Source organism: Bradyrhizobium sp. SPXBL-04 (assembly GCF_051853035.1).
GTDB lineage: Bacteria > Pseudomonadota > Alphaproteobacteria > Rhizobiales > Xanthobacteraceae > Bradyrhizobium > Bradyrhizobium zhanjiangense.
This window is the reverse complement of the sequence record NZ_CP182472.1, coordinates 1323984-1339312: the sequence shown is the minus strand read 5'-3', so window position 1 is coordinate 1339312 and position 15329 is coordinate 1323984. Positions and strand designations below refer to the sequence as shown.

The window sequence follows — 15329 nt, the reverse complement described above, 5'->3', positions numbered from 1 at the left end:
TGCTTGGTAAGCCACCGAGCAAGCAGGCATCAGCGCGTATTGAGGTCCAAGATCTGGCTGTCGCACGCAGAGTCAGGCGCGGATCGATGCAAGTTTTCTGTTGCGCACTCAGTCAAATGTTCTATATTTGTTCTCAGAAGCTGGTTTGAGTGAAATGCCTGGCAAACAAGCCAAGATTCTTTCGACTGACCATATCGACGATCTGTTGTTTTTCGCCGAGCGCTCTCGACATCCACTCCGGAACCGTTTGATTGTTCTGCTCTCAGTCAAGGCTGGCCTTCGCGCGGCCGAGATTGCAAAGTTGAGCTGGGACATGGTCCTGGACCCAAGCGGCGCGGTCGGCGGCACGTTGGCGCTACAAGATCAGATTGCAAAGAAGCGCAGCGGGCGAACGATTCCGATTCATGCGGATCTTCGACAGGCGCTGGTGAAGGCGCGGCAACTTTGCAATGGGCACGGCCCCCTCATTCGATCCGAGCGCGGTGGCGCAATGACACCAATGACCATCGTGGTCTGGTTTAACCGCGCCTACAAACAGCTCGGGTTCGAAGGATGTTCGTCGCACTCCGGACGTCGAACCTTCATTACGCGAGCGGCTCGCTCGGTTCACAAGGCAGGCGGCTCGCTGCGAGATGTGCAGCTGCTAGCTGGTCACCGATCTATCCAGACAACACAGCGCTACATTGATGGCGATAGTGATGCTCAACGGAGGTTGGTATCTCTTATTTAACAACCAACGTATCGGGCCGACGCTCAGCAAAGGTCCCCTCGGGCAAAAAGTTGGTGGCGGCAAAGACCTCCGATCCGCTGGGCCGGGCTGAAAGCTTGATCCGCACTGTTTGTGCAGTCGCCGGTTCGATGTCGTTCCTTGACGAGATCGACGACGAGGTTCGGCACGCAGGTCTCGATCGAGCTGTCGCCCTCGCCGACACTCCGCCGATTTTTGATTGGCTCGTAACGACGTTTAGCTTCCAAGGCATCTCCGACAGCGTCGCACGCGGCTACATCCATAAGCATGGTACCGCGTCCTGGTCGGCGATTGCAGCAAGCGAGAAGAATGCACCGTCGTGCCCCAAGCTGCGCAGCTATTGGCATTTCGAGGGCTGTCGATACGACAAGACAAGCGTCACTTGTTCAGAGCCAGATCACATCGATGCTTGTCCCCTACCCCGTCCTCACCTCCGTAACGGCCGGTTGAACCAGATGGCGTATAGCGTTTTTCTTTTCGTCCGCGACCTCACCGACCGCGACCTCGTCGGATGGATCGACCGCCGACTGGAAGCTGCGACAGCCGCGCCCGGCACCACGATAGAGGCCGCTCGTCAAGAGGCTTTAGTCGGTCCCTTTCGAAACATCTACGGCGTATCCGACAAGATCCTGATGATGACGCTTTCGACGCTGCTAATTGGTGCGCGCAACCAGCGGCCTATCTGGTTCGAAACCGGCAAAGCGATGATAGCCGTGGACACCCTGGTCCATAATTTTCTACATCGCACAGGGATTCTTGGGACCTGCGGCACCCCTCACGCCTATGGCGCGGCTTGCTATGCGCACGGCGGCTGCGCCGAGATCATTAGAACTCTGGCTGATCGAATTGACGCGCGCACATTGAACCGCGCGTTTCCACAGAGGTTTCCGCGGTTCGTGCAAAACGCAATTTGGCGGTTCTGCGCAGGCGACGGTTTGAATCTGTGCAACGGCAACCGAATTGACGACCGGCACGCCTGCGAGATCGACTATTGCTATTTGCACCAAAGGTGCAGCCGAGAGCCGCTAAAACAGCTAAAAACGACAGCAAAATCAACAGTTTATAGCGTTCAAGATGAGTAAAATACTGGTTTTATCAGGCCAGCGCTTGAGCTATACTGAGAACGCAAAGTCTTAAAGCGACTTTGTACTTTTAGAAGACTTGGAGATACTTCCATGACTACTTGCTATCGGACAGACATCGGGCCGCCACCACTCGGCTCAACTCACATCGCTAGACCTGCAGACCACGGGGCCCTTTCGGGCCCCGTCTGCTTTTAAGGAGGGAAAACATGGCCAAACCGCACGACAAGAAGCAGACCGTCGCTGCAGACAACCTTTTCGTGTTCGGCATCGACGAGGAGGGTAAGCCGCGCGGCGCGCGCTTTGCCGAACTCAACGACACAGTCTTGACTGCCGCGAGCGGCATAAAGCTGAAGTGCGTTCATTCAGCGTCAGCAGCATTCAAGGGGATCGCAATGAAACTGCCGGTGGGTAGGCTTTACGCCAGTGGCAAGGCGTTCGTGCCGCCCGTCCGGCGTGACCTCGTCGACAAGCTGAATGCCGTCCTCGCGACCCCAGGTGACGGCAGTCAAATTCAAGAGCCGAGTCCTGGGTCAGCCGATGAACCGACGACGCCCTCCGAGGAGCCTAGGGTACGCGTCGCTGGGCTGCCTAAAACCTGGGACAGCGTCGATGTCGGTTCTGTCGTGCTGGCCATGGACGGCCCAGAAGACGGCTGGTGGGAGTGCGTGGTTTTGAAACGCGAAGATGGCGTCCTAACGCTGCGCCTGCGGGACTACCCGAAACAGGGCACCTACGTTCGACACCTTACCCAAGTGGCCCTCATCAACCCCGGCACAGAGTGAACCTTCTTTAGCTGCCTTTGAAAGCTCGGACCACGGCCCGAGCTCCCACCGCTCTGACACCGCTTGGCAACAATCGACACAGCCGAGCCCAAACATCCAGCAAACCATCCCGGAGAAACAACCATGTCTATGCAAACGGACGCGGAGAAAACGCGTGCGCTCAACGATGAGCTGCGGCAACACCTGCTCGGCGGCGGAGCAATCATCACCGCCGGCATCGCCGAACTAGGACCTGACGCAGTCAAACGCCTGGTCCAAACCATCGCAGTCTTTGACGACTTTTGTCACGCCAACGATCCTCACGAGGAGCACGATTTCGGCGTTTTCGATTTCGACGGCATCTCCGTGATGTTCAAAATCGACTATTTTGACAAGTCGCTGAACTTCCGCTCACCCAACCCGGCAGATCCCACCGTAACTGAGCGGATTATCACGATCATGAGGGCGGACGAGTATTAGGACTTTCGGGGGCGTCCCGCCCTTGACTTCTTGGGCACCGCAGGCGCCGCCTCAAAAAGGGCTCCAGGCTTGATCCTCAGCGCGACCGATATGTGCCAGAGGGTAACGGCCGTGGGATTCCGTCGGCCCGCCTCTAATCCGCTCAAGTAGCTCTGCTCGACGCCAATCTTTGCAGCGAAAGCCTCTTGCGAGAGCTTCGCTGCAATCCGCCTCGCGCGCACGTTTTGCCCAATCAGGCGCCTCACATCCATGACGCCATGCGAGGGATTTTCGTTCATCGAATCTATGCACTAAAGTATATAATTATGCTCTCAGCTGAAGAGGAAGCCAATGACTGAAGAACTCTCTGCCCCACCGCCCCTGCCGGATCTCGGAGCTGCGAATCCGCCTGCATCGAACGAGTGGTACTACGTCGTGAATGGCGGTCGGCGAGGCCCTATGACCGCCGACACCATCAAGGATCTCTTGAACAAAAAGCAGATCGAGGCGGACACCCAGGTCTGGCGAAAGGGAATGCCGGAATGGAAGCCCCTCCGAGAGAGCGACCTTGGTGATTTAGTGGCTGCCGAGCCCCCCGCGATTTCGGCTAAGCACATTGGCAATGGTTACGTCTGGATGCTCGCCCTTCTGCCTCTTGTTATCGGGGTGATGGAGGCTGTGGTGAGCGCCACCAATCAGGAAGCTGCGGTTCGCTCTCTGGCGCTTGGGTTGCCGTATCATCCAACCAGAGGACTGCCGTACCAAGTGCCCCTTGCCGTCAACGCTCTTTTGGGCTGGCTCGATGACCGCAGACTGCAGCAAGCGGGGTATGGCTCTCGGACAACCCGCCTCACAGCCGTGCTGTTCGCGCCGGTCTACCTGTTCCTGAGGGCAAAACGCCTTAAGCAGCGCCCATACTACGCCGTCGCGTGGATCATCAGCATGATTGCGGGATTCCTCATCTACGCGTCTGTTGAAGGATAACGCGGGGCCTCATCGGGTCCAGCATCCGCCTAGTACGTAACTCACACCAGAGATCACAAATGTTGAAATGGATTGCTCTGCTCTTAATGGTCGCGTGTTCGTCGGCACTTGCGCAGACGCCGCCGCCCGACCCCATAGCGGTTATCCGTGCTCAAATCATGCAGCACTGGTTTCCCGCTCCACAAGTCAACCTCAACTATGCTATCAGTTTCGACTTGGATCGAGACGGTAGGATTATCGGTCAACCGGTGGTCGCCGCAACAAGCTACGATCAAGGCGGCTCCGCTGAGAGCCTGAAATATGCCATCCTGGGCGCGCAGCCGTTCTTTTTGCTTCGCCCGGACGATTACGAGAGCTGGAAGCACGTTACGACCAATTTCACTCGGACGGATAAAAAATCAACGGACATCTACGCCTTTACAAAAAGGGATATTTTGGGAGTCGCGACCGGTATGCCTGAAGCTGCGGCAAAGGCCGCGATGGTGGCAACAGGATGCAGCGTGTCTTCGCCCAACCCAACGGTTCTGGAATGCAGGAACAACAAGGGCAATCAGCTTGTCGCCCGATTGACAGAGAACATGTCGCCCAACGTGGTCACAGCTGTATCTTACATCTTCCAATCTGGCGCGCCGGCCCAAGAACTCGTCGGCATAATCTCCGCCCAATTTCACACCCGGCCATTTAACCGAATTTGGCACCTCAGCAACTTCTCGACCATGGAGCTTGATCAGTACTCCAGCGAACCGCGATCCTCGAACTCTCCAATTCCATCATGGGTGCTCACTATCAACGAGCCTCGATTTTTGGACCAAGATCGGGATGCCCTCCTAGAGAAGCAAAGGGGTGCGGTGCCGCCTCCAAAGTTCTAACGCAGAGCTTTACGCAGCGACGAGGGATTCTAGGCTACCTCGTCGCTGCGACCGCTGGGGGTTATGATGGGCCAAAGAGAAGAACCTTCGGGCGCAGACCAAATCTACGTCCTCGGTTTGGATGAGGATGGAAATCCTCGTGGTGCGCGGTTCACAGTCCTGAGAGACAGCATCGTCTCCGCGGCTATGGACATGAACTGCCGCATCCTGATCCGACAGCCTCCGGAGGTAAGCGCGCTCGCCAGAAAACTGCCGCTGGGCTCCGTGCTCGGCACCGGGAAGACGGTCAGGTTGTTGATCCCTAGAATTGAACACAGTCTTTATCGAAGGATTTTAGAAGCTGCGCGGACGGCAAGAATTCATGAAGAAGCCACATTCGCTGCTGCGATTTCGACGGCTAGGCATTGAGTTTTTTTCGACCGGCAATTCGCCAAAAGCCGTGATTTGGGAGCGTGCCACCTGATACGACGACTACTAATGTTGAGACAGGTATTAGTAGAAGGGCCTTGCCATTGGTCTGAGCCATGATGGCACCCGTGCTTGCAAGTGAACTTCGCATTGACCCCCGCACAGGCACGAGGCCGGTCGGCGTGTTGGCTGAGGCCGCACTCCCCGGCTCCGACCACGAACAAGGAGGCCGGTCGGGTGCCTCTCTTTGGGGTATACTGGCTACGAGGATACCTGCCGCTCCAAAAAGCGTAACACCTTGGAGCCGGCTGGCCGAGTGCGCACGTTAGGCCGTTGGCATCAACCGGAAACGTAGACCCACTGGTGGCGATTGGATTAAGCCGCCATCAATTCGTCCGGCCGCTAACATCTCGAAGGCAGAAAAGACGGGCCGTGGTATACGGCCCGTCTCCTACGACTTACACACGATCATGCAATTGGGTGTGTCGTTGCAGCGCTTGAAATCTTTGTGGCAATTTCCCTCATGCGCTTTCCTATGGTGTATTAAGTAGTGACATAGGCGGGGGCTTTTAGTTCTGCCTCCCATGCAACGAGTAGCTTCATTGCGACCAATTGATCCAGCAGTGTCAGTACCTGATCATCAACGGTAGATTTCCGCGCAGGTCAGATGCCCCGGCATGGACCGAAGCATCATTGGCATTTTACAAGTTTCAAAATCGCTCGATTGCGGACCGCATTTTTTTGCAGATGATCGCCTCGAGCGACCGGAAGATACTAGAATTATCGCCCTGAGGAATCGGAAGTGTTTTAGGACGCGACTGGGTAACGCAGCGATATTGTCGGGCGGGTAGCGTTATTGATGGTCGGCACAGAGACCTCAGGCTTAGCCTGCCTGCCCGAGCCGTCGTTAGGCGGCTTTCAGAAAATGCAGCTTCCTTCGTCGGTGCTCGGCCACGCCGACGAAGCGACGTGGTCGCCTCATTGGCGTCAACCTGTCGTCCACCCTCAAGGCAACGCGCTTTGCGGTTCTCAGTACTTGTACACCAGCCCCGCCAGCAACGGCGAGCCGGTCTAGGTGAAGGTGCTTCATAGCGTGAAAGAGAACGATCCGATCTCCATGCCGGAGACGGAGCCTGCCTTGCTTGAATCGCTGCGCGACCGCGCCGTCCGGGCTCGCAAGAGGCCGACCTCGCTTGTTTTGCCTCTCCAGCACCGACACCCGATACGCTTTGCATGGCGACTTCAAGACGTAGGCCACATTTCTGGGCAGCCACGCCTGCTTGACTTTGCGGATATGTGCGGCCGTTAAACCATCGGCAATGGCTGTATAGTGGCCCGATTGCACGAGCTTCCGGAGGTGCTTTTTCAGCTCTTTTCGCGTGACGCCCCAGACCAACGCATGCAGGTGCCAGAACAGGCACCGATTTCCGTCGTACCGAACCCCCTGCTGCAGATTGACGTAAAAGGCGGGCTCCACCATACCGAAATACGAGAAATCTCGCAGACCGCGCCTAAGCCGGTTCTTGATACCTTCCAGGTCAGCTTGAGTTAGCCGGTCCTCCGGCGACCGAGCGCAGGACACGTCCATGAGGGATACGAAGTAAATATCCCTGTTGTGAGTGGTCCCATCCCCGCCGTCACAAAGGAGTTTCGATAGTTCGTCGCTGATGGCGCGTCCCCAGATACGACGTGAGAAGGAGTTTACGGCCAACAGATCATGCCGAAATCTACCCTTCGGCAATTCCCGATCACCACGCGACAGGGTGTGTCGTTTGCGAGATTCTTGAAATGCAAGGCGCAGAGCTGACTGCTCCAGTGACTGCCAATGCTCAATCCTCGTGTTGTCATAAAACGTCATGCTCAGATTCCAACTCAGTACTGGGGATGCTTTACAAGTTGTCGCGTCACGCAGATTTAGTCGTAGACGGTCGAAAGGGCCCACCTAGCGGCTGTAGAACGTCTGTTGGTTGATTGGTGTGTTCAAGCAAGCAGCTAGCAGCACATACAGGAAATTGGCGCATGCAGGGCCGGCCATGGGTTCAACATCGAAGGGGGCAAAGCCGTTCGCTGGCGCTCTCTGAGGTGCACGCACCTCCCGACGCCTGAGCCCGAGCGGCACCGTGGGCATTCCGCCGATCAGACAAAAGCCCCGCCGGAAAGTCGGCGAGGCTTAGCCTAGGCTTTGTTCGCTTTAAGCGAACGTTGGTCTGATTAATCGGTCCAATCCCGTTCGTCCTCCTCTCGCCGCAAGCCTGGCCCCTTTACTTTTGAGTTGCCCTTTTGTTTGGCTACCAGCCTGATAATCTTTTTCAGCTCGATAGTCGGCGTCTCATCTTGCGATGCGCGAACGTATCCGATCATTTTGATGCGGGTTTGATCGGCAAACCGATCGAGCCTTTTGGTCAGCTTGGGTGAAAGACCGACGCTAATGAGCCTACCAAATTTAGCGTCAAGCTTGCCCTTCTTCTCCGCGTCCTCTGGCTCGTCTCGATCTTCTTGTTCACCTTCATCATCTTCATTTTGACCGTCCTGGCCTTGACGATGTTTGGCAGCCATCCGAGCAAGCCTTTCGATGCCTCCATGTTTCTGGATCGCTGTCGCAATGCCCTCAACCTCCACGTTCAGGCACTCAAGCAGGTGCCTCAGCGCACTGAAACGCTTTGAAACCTCCTTTTTTGCTGCCAGCGATTTCGGGACAAAGACGAAGTTTAGTGCCGCACGCAACACGTCCTCCTCACTCATCTCCTTGCAGAAGCGGCCCTTGATGTCTTCGTGGGCCTCCACCAAGACGGCGACTGCCGTGGATTGTTGCAAGCTTTGGTACAAGGCCGCCCTTGTGCGTTCCTCGTACTTTTCATTCTCCTTTTTTATGGCGTTGAGGGTGGTTAGTACTTCGTCATAGCTGAGTTTTTTGTCGCTCATGTTCATGTATCCTCATGGAAAGGTGGGCCGACCGAGATGGTGTCGATCGACTGTTTCGACGCCGCGCCTGCACGCGAAATGTCCTTGGTCCGAACACATGCCGCTTAGTGGCGTCGCTTTATCAGGACGAGGGTGTCATGAGTCATGACCCACGATCGGCAGAGCCGTCACCACAACCACGACCATCACGTTGCTCAACAGCTCCGATGAAGGTGTCGAGAGATTTTGCCGGGATCAACGTTCGACGACCAACCTTGCGGGTTTGCAAGTCGCCTGCTTTGATTAGCTGATAGAGCGTCGTCCGACCGATGCTGAGGAGGTCACAAGCTTCCACAATGCTGTAAGCCAATTTCATGATGCCTTCGTCCGTCCGGAAGCGTTCCGGCGACCGTGTTGGCGATCACCAACGAGGCTCTCTTGCTCTTGATCAGGCGGCTGCACAATTTCCAATAGCGCTCAAATGCGCTCTTGAGCGCTCAGATTCCAGGTCCGCTTCAGTGCGCTCAATGGTCTTGCTTCGGCGCCATCGCGCGTCGGATGGTTGCCGCACTAGCTTTGGCCCGCCCGTTTTTTACAAGCCAGCCGTTTATCATATCGTCGCGCTTCGTCGCTGGGATGCCTGGGGGGATATTTCCTCCCCAGATCGCAGCTCCAGCTTCCTGGACAGCGTCTATTTTAGTTGGCCTTCGCCGCCCTTTTTTCTTGGTCGGAGACATGCCCGGGGCTGCACTAACCGTAATAGAGGTGTGGTGCTCGCGCTGAGAGCTAAGGTCGACGGTCGCCGAGAGGCAATCGCCGAATTTCCCGCTCAACCAGCTTTCGAACTCTTCTCGGACAAGGAATACCGGACGCAACGCACCCCGGATGAACGTTCCGTTCGGTCCAATCGAATCGTATTCACCAGGTATGATGAAATTGCTGGTCAGTAGCGTAGGGACATCGTCGTCCCAGTCGACCCACCCCTCTGAAGCAAGCTGCAGCACATCACCGGTCTCTGGATCACGAACGCAAGCGACCAGTTCTCCGGTTTCCAATGCCCAGCGGAGTGTAACGTTGGATGTCCTACGGCGGGTTTCTGATAGCAGCTCCCAATCGCTTCGCAGGTCGCCCGCAGGGCGTCGTCTTTCGACGAGCAATTCTCGGTCCGCGCCGTCGGCATCTAAGGCCTTCTCGAGGCGATCACCGTCCATAAGCGTCGCGACGAGGCGCCAGAATGCGTCATACAAACTAATCGAGCCCTTTGGGATCGCATCCTCAGCGCAAGGGATGTTTTGCTCACCACTACGACAATCGATCCTGCGAACCATCGTCTCTCTCAAAGAGGGCAGCGACGTCCTCATAGATTGGAGGGCGCTTGCTTAGGAAGACGGTGACTTTAGCAATGTCGATTGACCAGTCGAGACTGCTCCGTTGGAAACGGATTTGCGCGACCCGGATACGAGTTGAAGAAAACTTGAAGAAGGCGCCGCAGCGCGCGCCAACTTACAGCGTAAGTAATTGATTATATTGGCGCTCCCTAGGGGAATCGAACCCCTGTTTCAGCCTTGAGAGGGCCGCGTCCTAACCGCTAGACGAAGGGAGCGTGAGGGGTACGACATAGCCGCGAATTTTGCCGGCGGCAAGGTGAGATTGGGGGTTCGACGGTCCTCTCTTGGCCGTCGTCCTGGCGAAAGCCAGGACCCATTACCCCAAATGGTCGTGTTTGAATGAAATCGTGGCCACGATCTCATTCAGGCAACTGGATTCGGTGGTTATGGGTCCTGGCTTTCGCCAGGACGACGATGGGGGCTGGCATGCGGGCCAGCCCTCACGGTTCATTGGCAAATTTCAGCTTTCCGGCCGGCTTCAAGGTGTGGGCATCGAAGGTGCGGATCTCGATCACGCCGCCCACGTCCAGCGTGACCACGACGCGGTCGCCGGCCACGCCAGTTGCGACGATCTTGGCGCCCTTCGGCAGGGTGGCGGTGACGTCGCTGGCCACCTCAACCGCCCTTCCCTCCGACCTGAAAAGGCGGTAGCCCACCGCGATCAGGACGGCGCAGATTGCCAGCGCCGTGGTCAACCCCGCGATCAGCATCATCCGCCGCACCCGCGCGAACAGCGCGGCCTGCTCGGGGGTCGGTTCGGGAATAGCGGTATCAGACGTCGTCATGGACAATTTTGGCTCTGCGCAAAGGTTGGAGGTCGTGGTCGCCGGCGACGAGGGCTCAGCCCGGCTCGACCGCGTGCTGGCGGCGCACCTCACCGACCTGTCGCGATCGAGGCTGAAAGCCCTGATTTTGGCGGGCGCAGTGAGTTTGAAGGCTTCCGCGGTCCGCGACCCCGCTTATCACGTCGCATCCGGCGATACGATCACAATCGACGTGCCCGAGGCGGCGCCGGCGGAACCGAAGGGCGAGGATATCGCCCTCGACATCGTGTTCGAGGACGACGACATCATCGTCATCAACAAGCCGAAGGGCCTGGTCGTGCACCCCGCGGCCGGCCACGAGACCGGCACGCTGGTGAATGCGTTGATCGCCCATTGCGGCGCTTCGCTCTCCGGCATCGGCGGGGTACGCCGGCCCGGCATCGTGCACCGGCTCGACAAGGATACCACAGGGCTGATGGTGGTGGCCAAGAACGACCTCGCCCATGCCTCGCTGTCAGCGCAATTCGCCGACCACGGCCGCACCGGCGAGATGCGGCGCGGCTACATGGCCTTTGCCTGGGGCGTACCGAACCGACATCGCGGCACGGTGGACGCGCCGATCGACCGCCATCCGCATGCGCGCGAGAAGATGGCGGTGCGCCAGGGCGGCCGCGAGGCGGTGACGCATTGGGAAATCCTGGAGAGTTTTGATGGGCGCGACGGCAAGGGCGTCGCCGCCCTGCTCGCCTGCGACCTCGAGACCGGGCGCACCCACCAGATCCGCGTCCACCTCGCCCATATCGGCCATCCCCTGCTGGGCGACGCCGTCTACGGCCCGCATTTCAAGACCAAGGCGAACCAGCTCGGGCCTCAGTCGCAGGCCGCTTTGGCGGCGTTGGGGCGGCAGGCCTTACATGCATACCTGCTGGTATTGCAGCACCCAAGGACGGGAGAACTTCTGCACTGGGAGGCGCCCCTGTCGGAGGATTTGCTTCTCCTCGAAAGCTGCCTAAAAGCGGCGCTATGACGCAGCCATTTTAAGAAAAGCGTTAGATTACAAAAAGTTATAGCTGCCACACGGGGACGTGACGTCAGCAATCCTTCCCTTTTTGCCCCCCGATGGGGTATATTGCGCCTGCGTTGGAAATGACCAACGCGGAACATCGCAGCCCGGCCGGCTTTGACACAGCGGTCGTCTGCCTGGCCCGCCGCTATCGGGGGCCTGAACCTTTTGGAGGGCGCACTATGGCCCGTACCGCTACTTTGCCGGTCCTCAATGGAGAATCCGGCCTTTCCCGTTACCTCGCCGAGATTCGCAAGTTTCCGATGCTGGAACCCCAGCAGGAATACATGCTCGCCAAGCGTTGGCGCGAGCATGACGATCGCGACGCGGCGCACCAACTCGTCACCAGCCACCTCCGCCTCGTGGCCAAGATCGCCATGGGCTATCGCGGCTACGGCCTGCCGATCTCCGAGGTCGTCTCGGAAGGCAATGTCGGCCTGATGCAGGCCGTGAAGCGATTCGAACCCGAGAAGGGGTTCCGTCTCGCCACCTATGCGATGTGGTGGATCAAGGCGTCGATTCAAGAGTACATTCTGCGTTCCTGGTCGCTCGTGAAGATGGGCACCACCGCGAACCAGAAGAAGCTGTTCTTCAACCTGCGCAAGGCGAAGAGCAAGATCAACGCGCTGGACGAAGGCGATCTCCGCCCCGACCAGGTCGCGACCATTGCCAAGCGGCTGGGCGTGACCGACCAGGACGTGATCGACATGAACCGCCGCCTCGGCGGCGACGCCTCGCTCAACGCGCCGATCCGCGACGACGGCGAAGCCGGCGAATGGCAGGACTGGCTGGTCGACAATACGCCGAACCAGGAAGCCCTGATGGCGGAGCACGAGGAGTATGATCACCGCCGTGACGCGCTGAACGGCGCCATGGGCGTGCTCAACCCGCGCGAACGCCGCATCTTCGAGGCCCGCCGCCTCGCCGATGAGCCGATGACGCTGGAAGACCTTGCCGCCGAGTTCGGCGTGTCGCGCGAGCGCGTCCGCCAGATCGAGGTCCGCGCCTTCGAGAAGGTGCAGTCCGCGGTCAAGGGCACGATCGCAAGGCAGGAACAAGCCGCGCTGGAAGCCGCGCATTAAGCGGCGTTAGGCGCCAGAGAGATTGGCGGATCGAAGAGAGACAAAAGCCGGCGACAACGCCGGCTTTTTTGTTTGGGGTGGAGATTGAGCGTCACTACATTCGTTGTCATGCCCCGCGACCCGGCTACGCCAAGGCTTCGCCGGGGTGAAGGTCCAGGGGCGCCGAAGCTTCAGCGAAGGCGGCAGGCGGGGCATCCAGTACGCCGCAGCGAGCGTAGCGACAGCGAGATATCCAACCCACGCCTCTGGAATACTGGATCGCCCGGTTGAACCGGGCGATGACAGCGGTGGTTGTGGCTGCGATGTAGAACTGACTCGTCTTGAACCCGCGTTGCCGGTCAGCAGACCCAAAACTGTCGGACCGACAGCATCGATTGGACGGACACCGTGTCGATCATCCTGCAATCCACCGTCGGCGGCTTCGAAGCCCAGTTCATGCGCAAGCTGCCGCTGGTCGAGCAGGCGATGCGCGAGCACGGGCTCGAGCCGTCGGAGTTCGTGATCTCGAAGGATTATGCGGGCACAGCGACGATCCCGCTCATGGGCCCGTTCTTCTATAGCTACAGCGTGTTCTTCGGCGAGGAGCAATTCACCGTCACCGAGCCGAACGACATGGTGTTTCTGGATTATTTCTTCAAGCGCGTGCTGGCCGTGGACGAACCGCCGGAACTGCCGCGGCGGCCGGGCTTGATCCGGCGGTTTTTCGGCTGGATGTCGCAGGCGGTTTAGCTGGCTCCCGTCATTCCGGGGCGCGTCTCTTGGCGCGAGCCCGGAATCCATGAGGCCGCAGAGTTGGTGGATGAATGGATTCCGGGCTCGCGCTGCGCGCGCCCGGAATGACAGGCAACCCTACTCCCCCCAAACCCGCGCCAGCGTGGCGAGCCAGCAGCCTTCGCAATAGCGGGCATCCTTGTAGTCGATCCAGTTGTGCGCATAGACGTGGCTAGTCGGGATGCCGTAGCGCGCGCGCAGCACCTTGACGAGGATCTTCCAGGCCGCGACCTGCGCCTCGGTCGGGCCGGCCGCGACGTCGGGATAATTGCCGGCGAACTCGACGCCGATCGAATTGTCGCGCACGACCTGGCGATAGGTCGGCCTGTTATCGATGTATTTGTTGTCGTTGCGGTTGGCGCCGTCGCCATGGGTCGGCACCAAATTCTCCGCCACCGCCCAATAGACCGTGCCGTCGGTCTCGACCCACACCGTGACGCCGCGACGGGTCGGGTTCTTCGCCTGCGCCAGCGCGCCGCCGCGCGCCGACCCCGCTGGCCCTTCGGTCTGATGCACGATGATGTTGCGCCAGGGGGGTGCGCTGCCGACGTCGCCCCATGGCGCCAGCCACACGATCTTCAGGCCGGGAATGTCGGGCGTACCGGAGGCGCGCGCGAGTTTGGCCAGTTCGGCGTCCTCAGCGGTGGCGGGGGCTGTCAGAAACAGAGCGGCGAGAACGGCCGCGAACAGGCGAGACATCATGATGCGGATCCAATGCGGACCCTGATGTAGCACGCCTCTACGCGAAGTTGCGCACAGGCTCGCCGGGACCGAGCGGCTCGGGCGAGAGCGGCGGCGCCGGATCGTAGACGGCAAAATCGTTCTTGCCGTTCTTCTTGGCGGCATAGAGGGCGTGGTCGGCATGCGCGATCAGGCGGTCCGGGAATTGACCGATGCCGCGGTCCCACTGCGCGACGCCAATCGAGATCGCGATCGGGATGTCGCCGCCGGTGCAGGCCGCGGCGTCCTGACGGCAGACCTCGAGCACGCGGCGGGCGATCGCGGCGGCCTCACGCAGCGATGACGACGGCAGCACGATGCAGAACTCGTCGCCGCCGGTGCGGGCGAGCATGTCGCCGGGCCGCAACCGCGTTTGCGCCATCAAGGTGAAGTGCCGCAGGCAGGCGTCGCCAGCGGCATGGCCATGGGTGTCGTTGATGGTCTTGAAGCCGTCGAGATCGATCACCAGCAGCGAGAACGGCGCGCCGCCGCGCTCCGAGCGGGCGCATTCCTCGGTCAGGCGCTGCAGCAGATGCCGCCGGTTGGCGACGCCGGTGAGATCGTCGAGCAGCGCGAGGTCGGCAACCTCATTGCGCAAGCTGTCCATCGCCATCAGCAGGAAGCCGAAATTCAGCGTCATCGACAGGAATAGCAGCCCCAGCACGATCACGGCATGGGGCTGACCACCGGCGCGCGCCGACAGATCATGGCCGAGCAGATTGCCCACCGTGCGCACGAGCAGGATCGCGATGATGGTGAGGATGACGATGCCGGATAGCCGCGCGCCCGGACTGACGCGCCCCTCCGGCGACAGCAACAGACGCAGCGCCAGCACCAGCGGCAGGGCCTGGCCGAGCGTGTAGCTGAGCATGCGCAGCTGCATGTGCTCGAAGCCGACCATGAAGACCACGACGCCGGCGAGGCTCAAGCCTCCCGTTGCAGTCATGAGGCGCCACGAGACCGGCCGATCATAGAAGCGCTGAATGCCCATGGCGGCAAGGCAGCTTGCGGCAATGACGCCACCAGCGCCGAGCAGAAGCGGCAGGGGAGAGGCAACGAACAGACGGATCAGGGCCGTCATCGCTCCGGCCGCGCCGACGAAGGACGAGGCCATCCAGAACCGCGCAGCCGCGAATTTCGGATAGGAGCGCGTCACGTAGGCCCAGATCACGCCGAGCGCCAGGAAATTGACGACGAAGACCATCCACAATGTCGGTACGTTCAGCATGGCGCGTGCGGCACACGCAGCGTCGCGCCCCCCGTCCCTGGCAGCCGTCCGTCCATCACCCATCCCCGTTTTCTTGCGGGGGACAATGCGGCGGTTGC

General features: G+C 59.5%; 17 protein-coding genes and 1 tRNA gene. 9 read left to right on the top strand and 9 right to left on the bottom strand.

Annotated elements, in window-relative coordinates:
- Positions 1-154: 154 nt before the first annotated feature.
- The 4 genes from ACNJX8_RS06350 (at position 155) to ACNJX8_RS06335 (ending at position 3074) form a co-directional block, all read left to right on the top strand.
- A complete protein-coding gene (locus ACNJX8_RS06350; protein WP_439361819.1) occupies positions 155-730 on the top strand; it encodes a tyrosine-type recombinase/integrase in 576 nt (191 codons plus the stop codon).
- A gap of 53 nt (positions 731-783) precedes the next feature.
- The gene (locus ACNJX8_RS06345; protein WP_439359934.1) at positions 784-1830 is read left to right on the top strand and encodes a hypothetical protein; all 1047 of its coding nucleotides are present in this window, start codon (positions 784-786) and stop codon (positions 1828-1830) included.
- Positions 1831-2039: 209 nt separating this feature from the next.
- Entirely contained in the window at positions 2040-2615 is a 576-nt protein-coding gene (locus ACNJX8_RS06340; protein ID WP_439359933.1) for a hypothetical protein, read from the top strand.
- 123 nt (positions 2616-2738) lie between these two features.
- Positions 2739-3074, top strand: a complete 336-nt coding sequence (locus tag ACNJX8_RS06335) for a DUF3768 domain-containing protein (RefSeq protein WP_439359932.1) — start codon at positions 2739-2741, stop codon at positions 3072-3074.
- On the opposite strand, the gene ACNJX8_RS06330 is transcribed toward ACNJX8_RS06335, so the two are convergent.
- Entirely contained in the window at positions 3071-3325 is a 255-nt protein-coding gene (locus tag ACNJX8_RS06330; RefSeq protein WP_439361818.1) for a helix-turn-helix domain-containing protein, read from the bottom strand. The genes ACNJX8_RS06335 and ACNJX8_RS06330 overlap by 4 nt on opposite strands.
- 79 nt (positions 3326-3404) lie before the next feature.
- On the opposite strand from ACNJX8_RS06330, the gene ACNJX8_RS06325 reads away from it, so the two are divergent.
- Both ACNJX8_RS06325 and ACNJX8_RS06320 read left to right on the top strand, forming a co-directional pair.
- Positions 3405-4037 carry a DUF4339 domain-containing protein gene (locus tag ACNJX8_RS06325; RefSeq protein ID WP_439359931.1) on the top strand — a complete coding sequence of 211 codons (633 nt, stop codon included), beginning with the start codon at positions 3405-3407 and terminating at the stop codon, positions 4035-4037.
- 59 nt (positions 4038-4096) lie between these two features.
- Positions 4097-4906, top strand: coding sequence for a hypothetical protein (locus ACNJX8_RS06320; protein WP_439359930.1), 810 nt, complete (start codon positions 4097-4099; stop codon positions 4904-4906).
- Between the two features lie 1315 nt (positions 4907-6221).
- Here ACNJX8_RS06320 and ACNJX8_RS06315 read toward each other — a convergent pair.
- The 6 genes from ACNJX8_RS06315 to ACNJX8_RS06290 all read right to left on the bottom strand — a co-directional run bounded on the left by ACNJX8_RS06315 (position 6222) and on the right by ACNJX8_RS06290 (position 10388).
- A complete protein-coding gene (locus tag ACNJX8_RS06315) occupies positions 6222-7172 on the bottom strand; it encodes a hypothetical protein (RefSeq protein WP_439359929.1) in 951 nt (316 codons plus the stop codon).
- A gap of 353 nt (positions 7173-7525) precedes the next feature.
- On the bottom strand, positions 7526-8236 hold the full coding sequence (locus tag ACNJX8_RS06310) for a hypothetical protein (RefSeq protein WP_439359928.1): 711 nt from the start codon (positions 8234-8236) through the stop codon (positions 7526-7528).
- A 142-nt stretch (positions 8237-8378) separates the two neighbouring features.
- Positions 8379-8591 (bottom strand): helix-turn-helix domain-containing protein, encoded by a 213-nt coding sequence (locus ACNJX8_RS06305; protein WP_439359927.1) that lies wholly within the window; start codon positions 8589-8591, stop codon positions 8379-8381.
- Between the two features lie 148 nt (positions 8592-8739).
- Positions 8740-9543 (bottom strand): hypothetical protein, encoded by an 804-nt coding sequence (locus ACNJX8_RS06300; protein WP_439359926.1) that lies wholly within the window; start codon positions 9541-9543, stop codon positions 8740-8742.
- 200 nt (positions 9544-9743) lie between these two features.
- Positions 9744-9818, bottom strand: a tRNA-Glu gene (locus ACNJX8_RS06295).
- A 225-nt stretch (positions 9819-10043) separates the two neighbouring features.
- Positions 10044-10388 (bottom strand): hypothetical protein, encoded by a 345-nt coding sequence (locus tag ACNJX8_RS06290; protein WP_439361817.1) that lies wholly within the window; start codon positions 10386-10388, stop codon positions 10044-10046.
- Between ACNJX8_RS06290 and ACNJX8_RS06285 the strand changes: the two genes are divergently transcribed.
- From ACNJX8_RS06285 to ACNJX8_RS06275, 3 genes are all read left to right on the top strand, one after another.
- Complete coding sequence (locus tag ACNJX8_RS06285) at positions 10387-11394, top strand: RluA family pseudouridine synthase (RefSeq protein ID WP_439359925.1); 1008 nt, start codon at positions 10387-10389, stop codon at positions 11392-11394. The genes ACNJX8_RS06290 and ACNJX8_RS06285 overlap by 2 nt on opposite strands.
- A 218-nt stretch (positions 11395-11612) precedes the next feature.
- The gene (gene rpoH / locus ACNJX8_RS06280; RefSeq protein ID WP_091896948.1) at positions 11613-12512 is read left to right on the top strand and encodes an RNA polymerase sigma factor RpoH; all 900 of its coding nucleotides are present in this window, start codon (positions 11613-11615) and stop codon (positions 12510-12512) included.
- A 387-nt stretch (positions 12513-12899) separates the two neighbouring features.
- Positions 12900-13241 carry a hypothetical protein gene (locus tag ACNJX8_RS06275; protein WP_249757654.1) on the top strand — a complete coding sequence of 114 codons (342 nt, stop codon included), beginning with the start codon at positions 12900-12902 and terminating at the stop codon, positions 13239-13241.
- 120 nt (positions 13242-13361) lie between these two features.
- On the opposite strand, the gene ACNJX8_RS06270 is transcribed toward ACNJX8_RS06275, so the two are convergent.
- Together ACNJX8_RS06270 and ACNJX8_RS06265 are read right to left on the bottom strand one after the other, a co-directional pair.
- Complete coding sequence (locus ACNJX8_RS06270; protein ID WP_439361816.1) at positions 13362-13988, bottom strand: peptidoglycan recognition protein family protein; 627 nt, start codon at positions 13986-13988, stop codon at positions 13362-13364.
- Between the two features lie 34 nt (positions 13989-14022).
- The gene (locus tag ACNJX8_RS06265) at positions 14023-15231 is read right to left on the bottom strand and encodes a GGDEF domain-containing protein (RefSeq protein ID WP_439361815.1); all 1209 of its coding nucleotides are present in this window, start codon (positions 15229-15231) and stop codon (positions 14023-14025) included.
- Positions 15232-15329 lie beyond the last annotated feature (98 nt).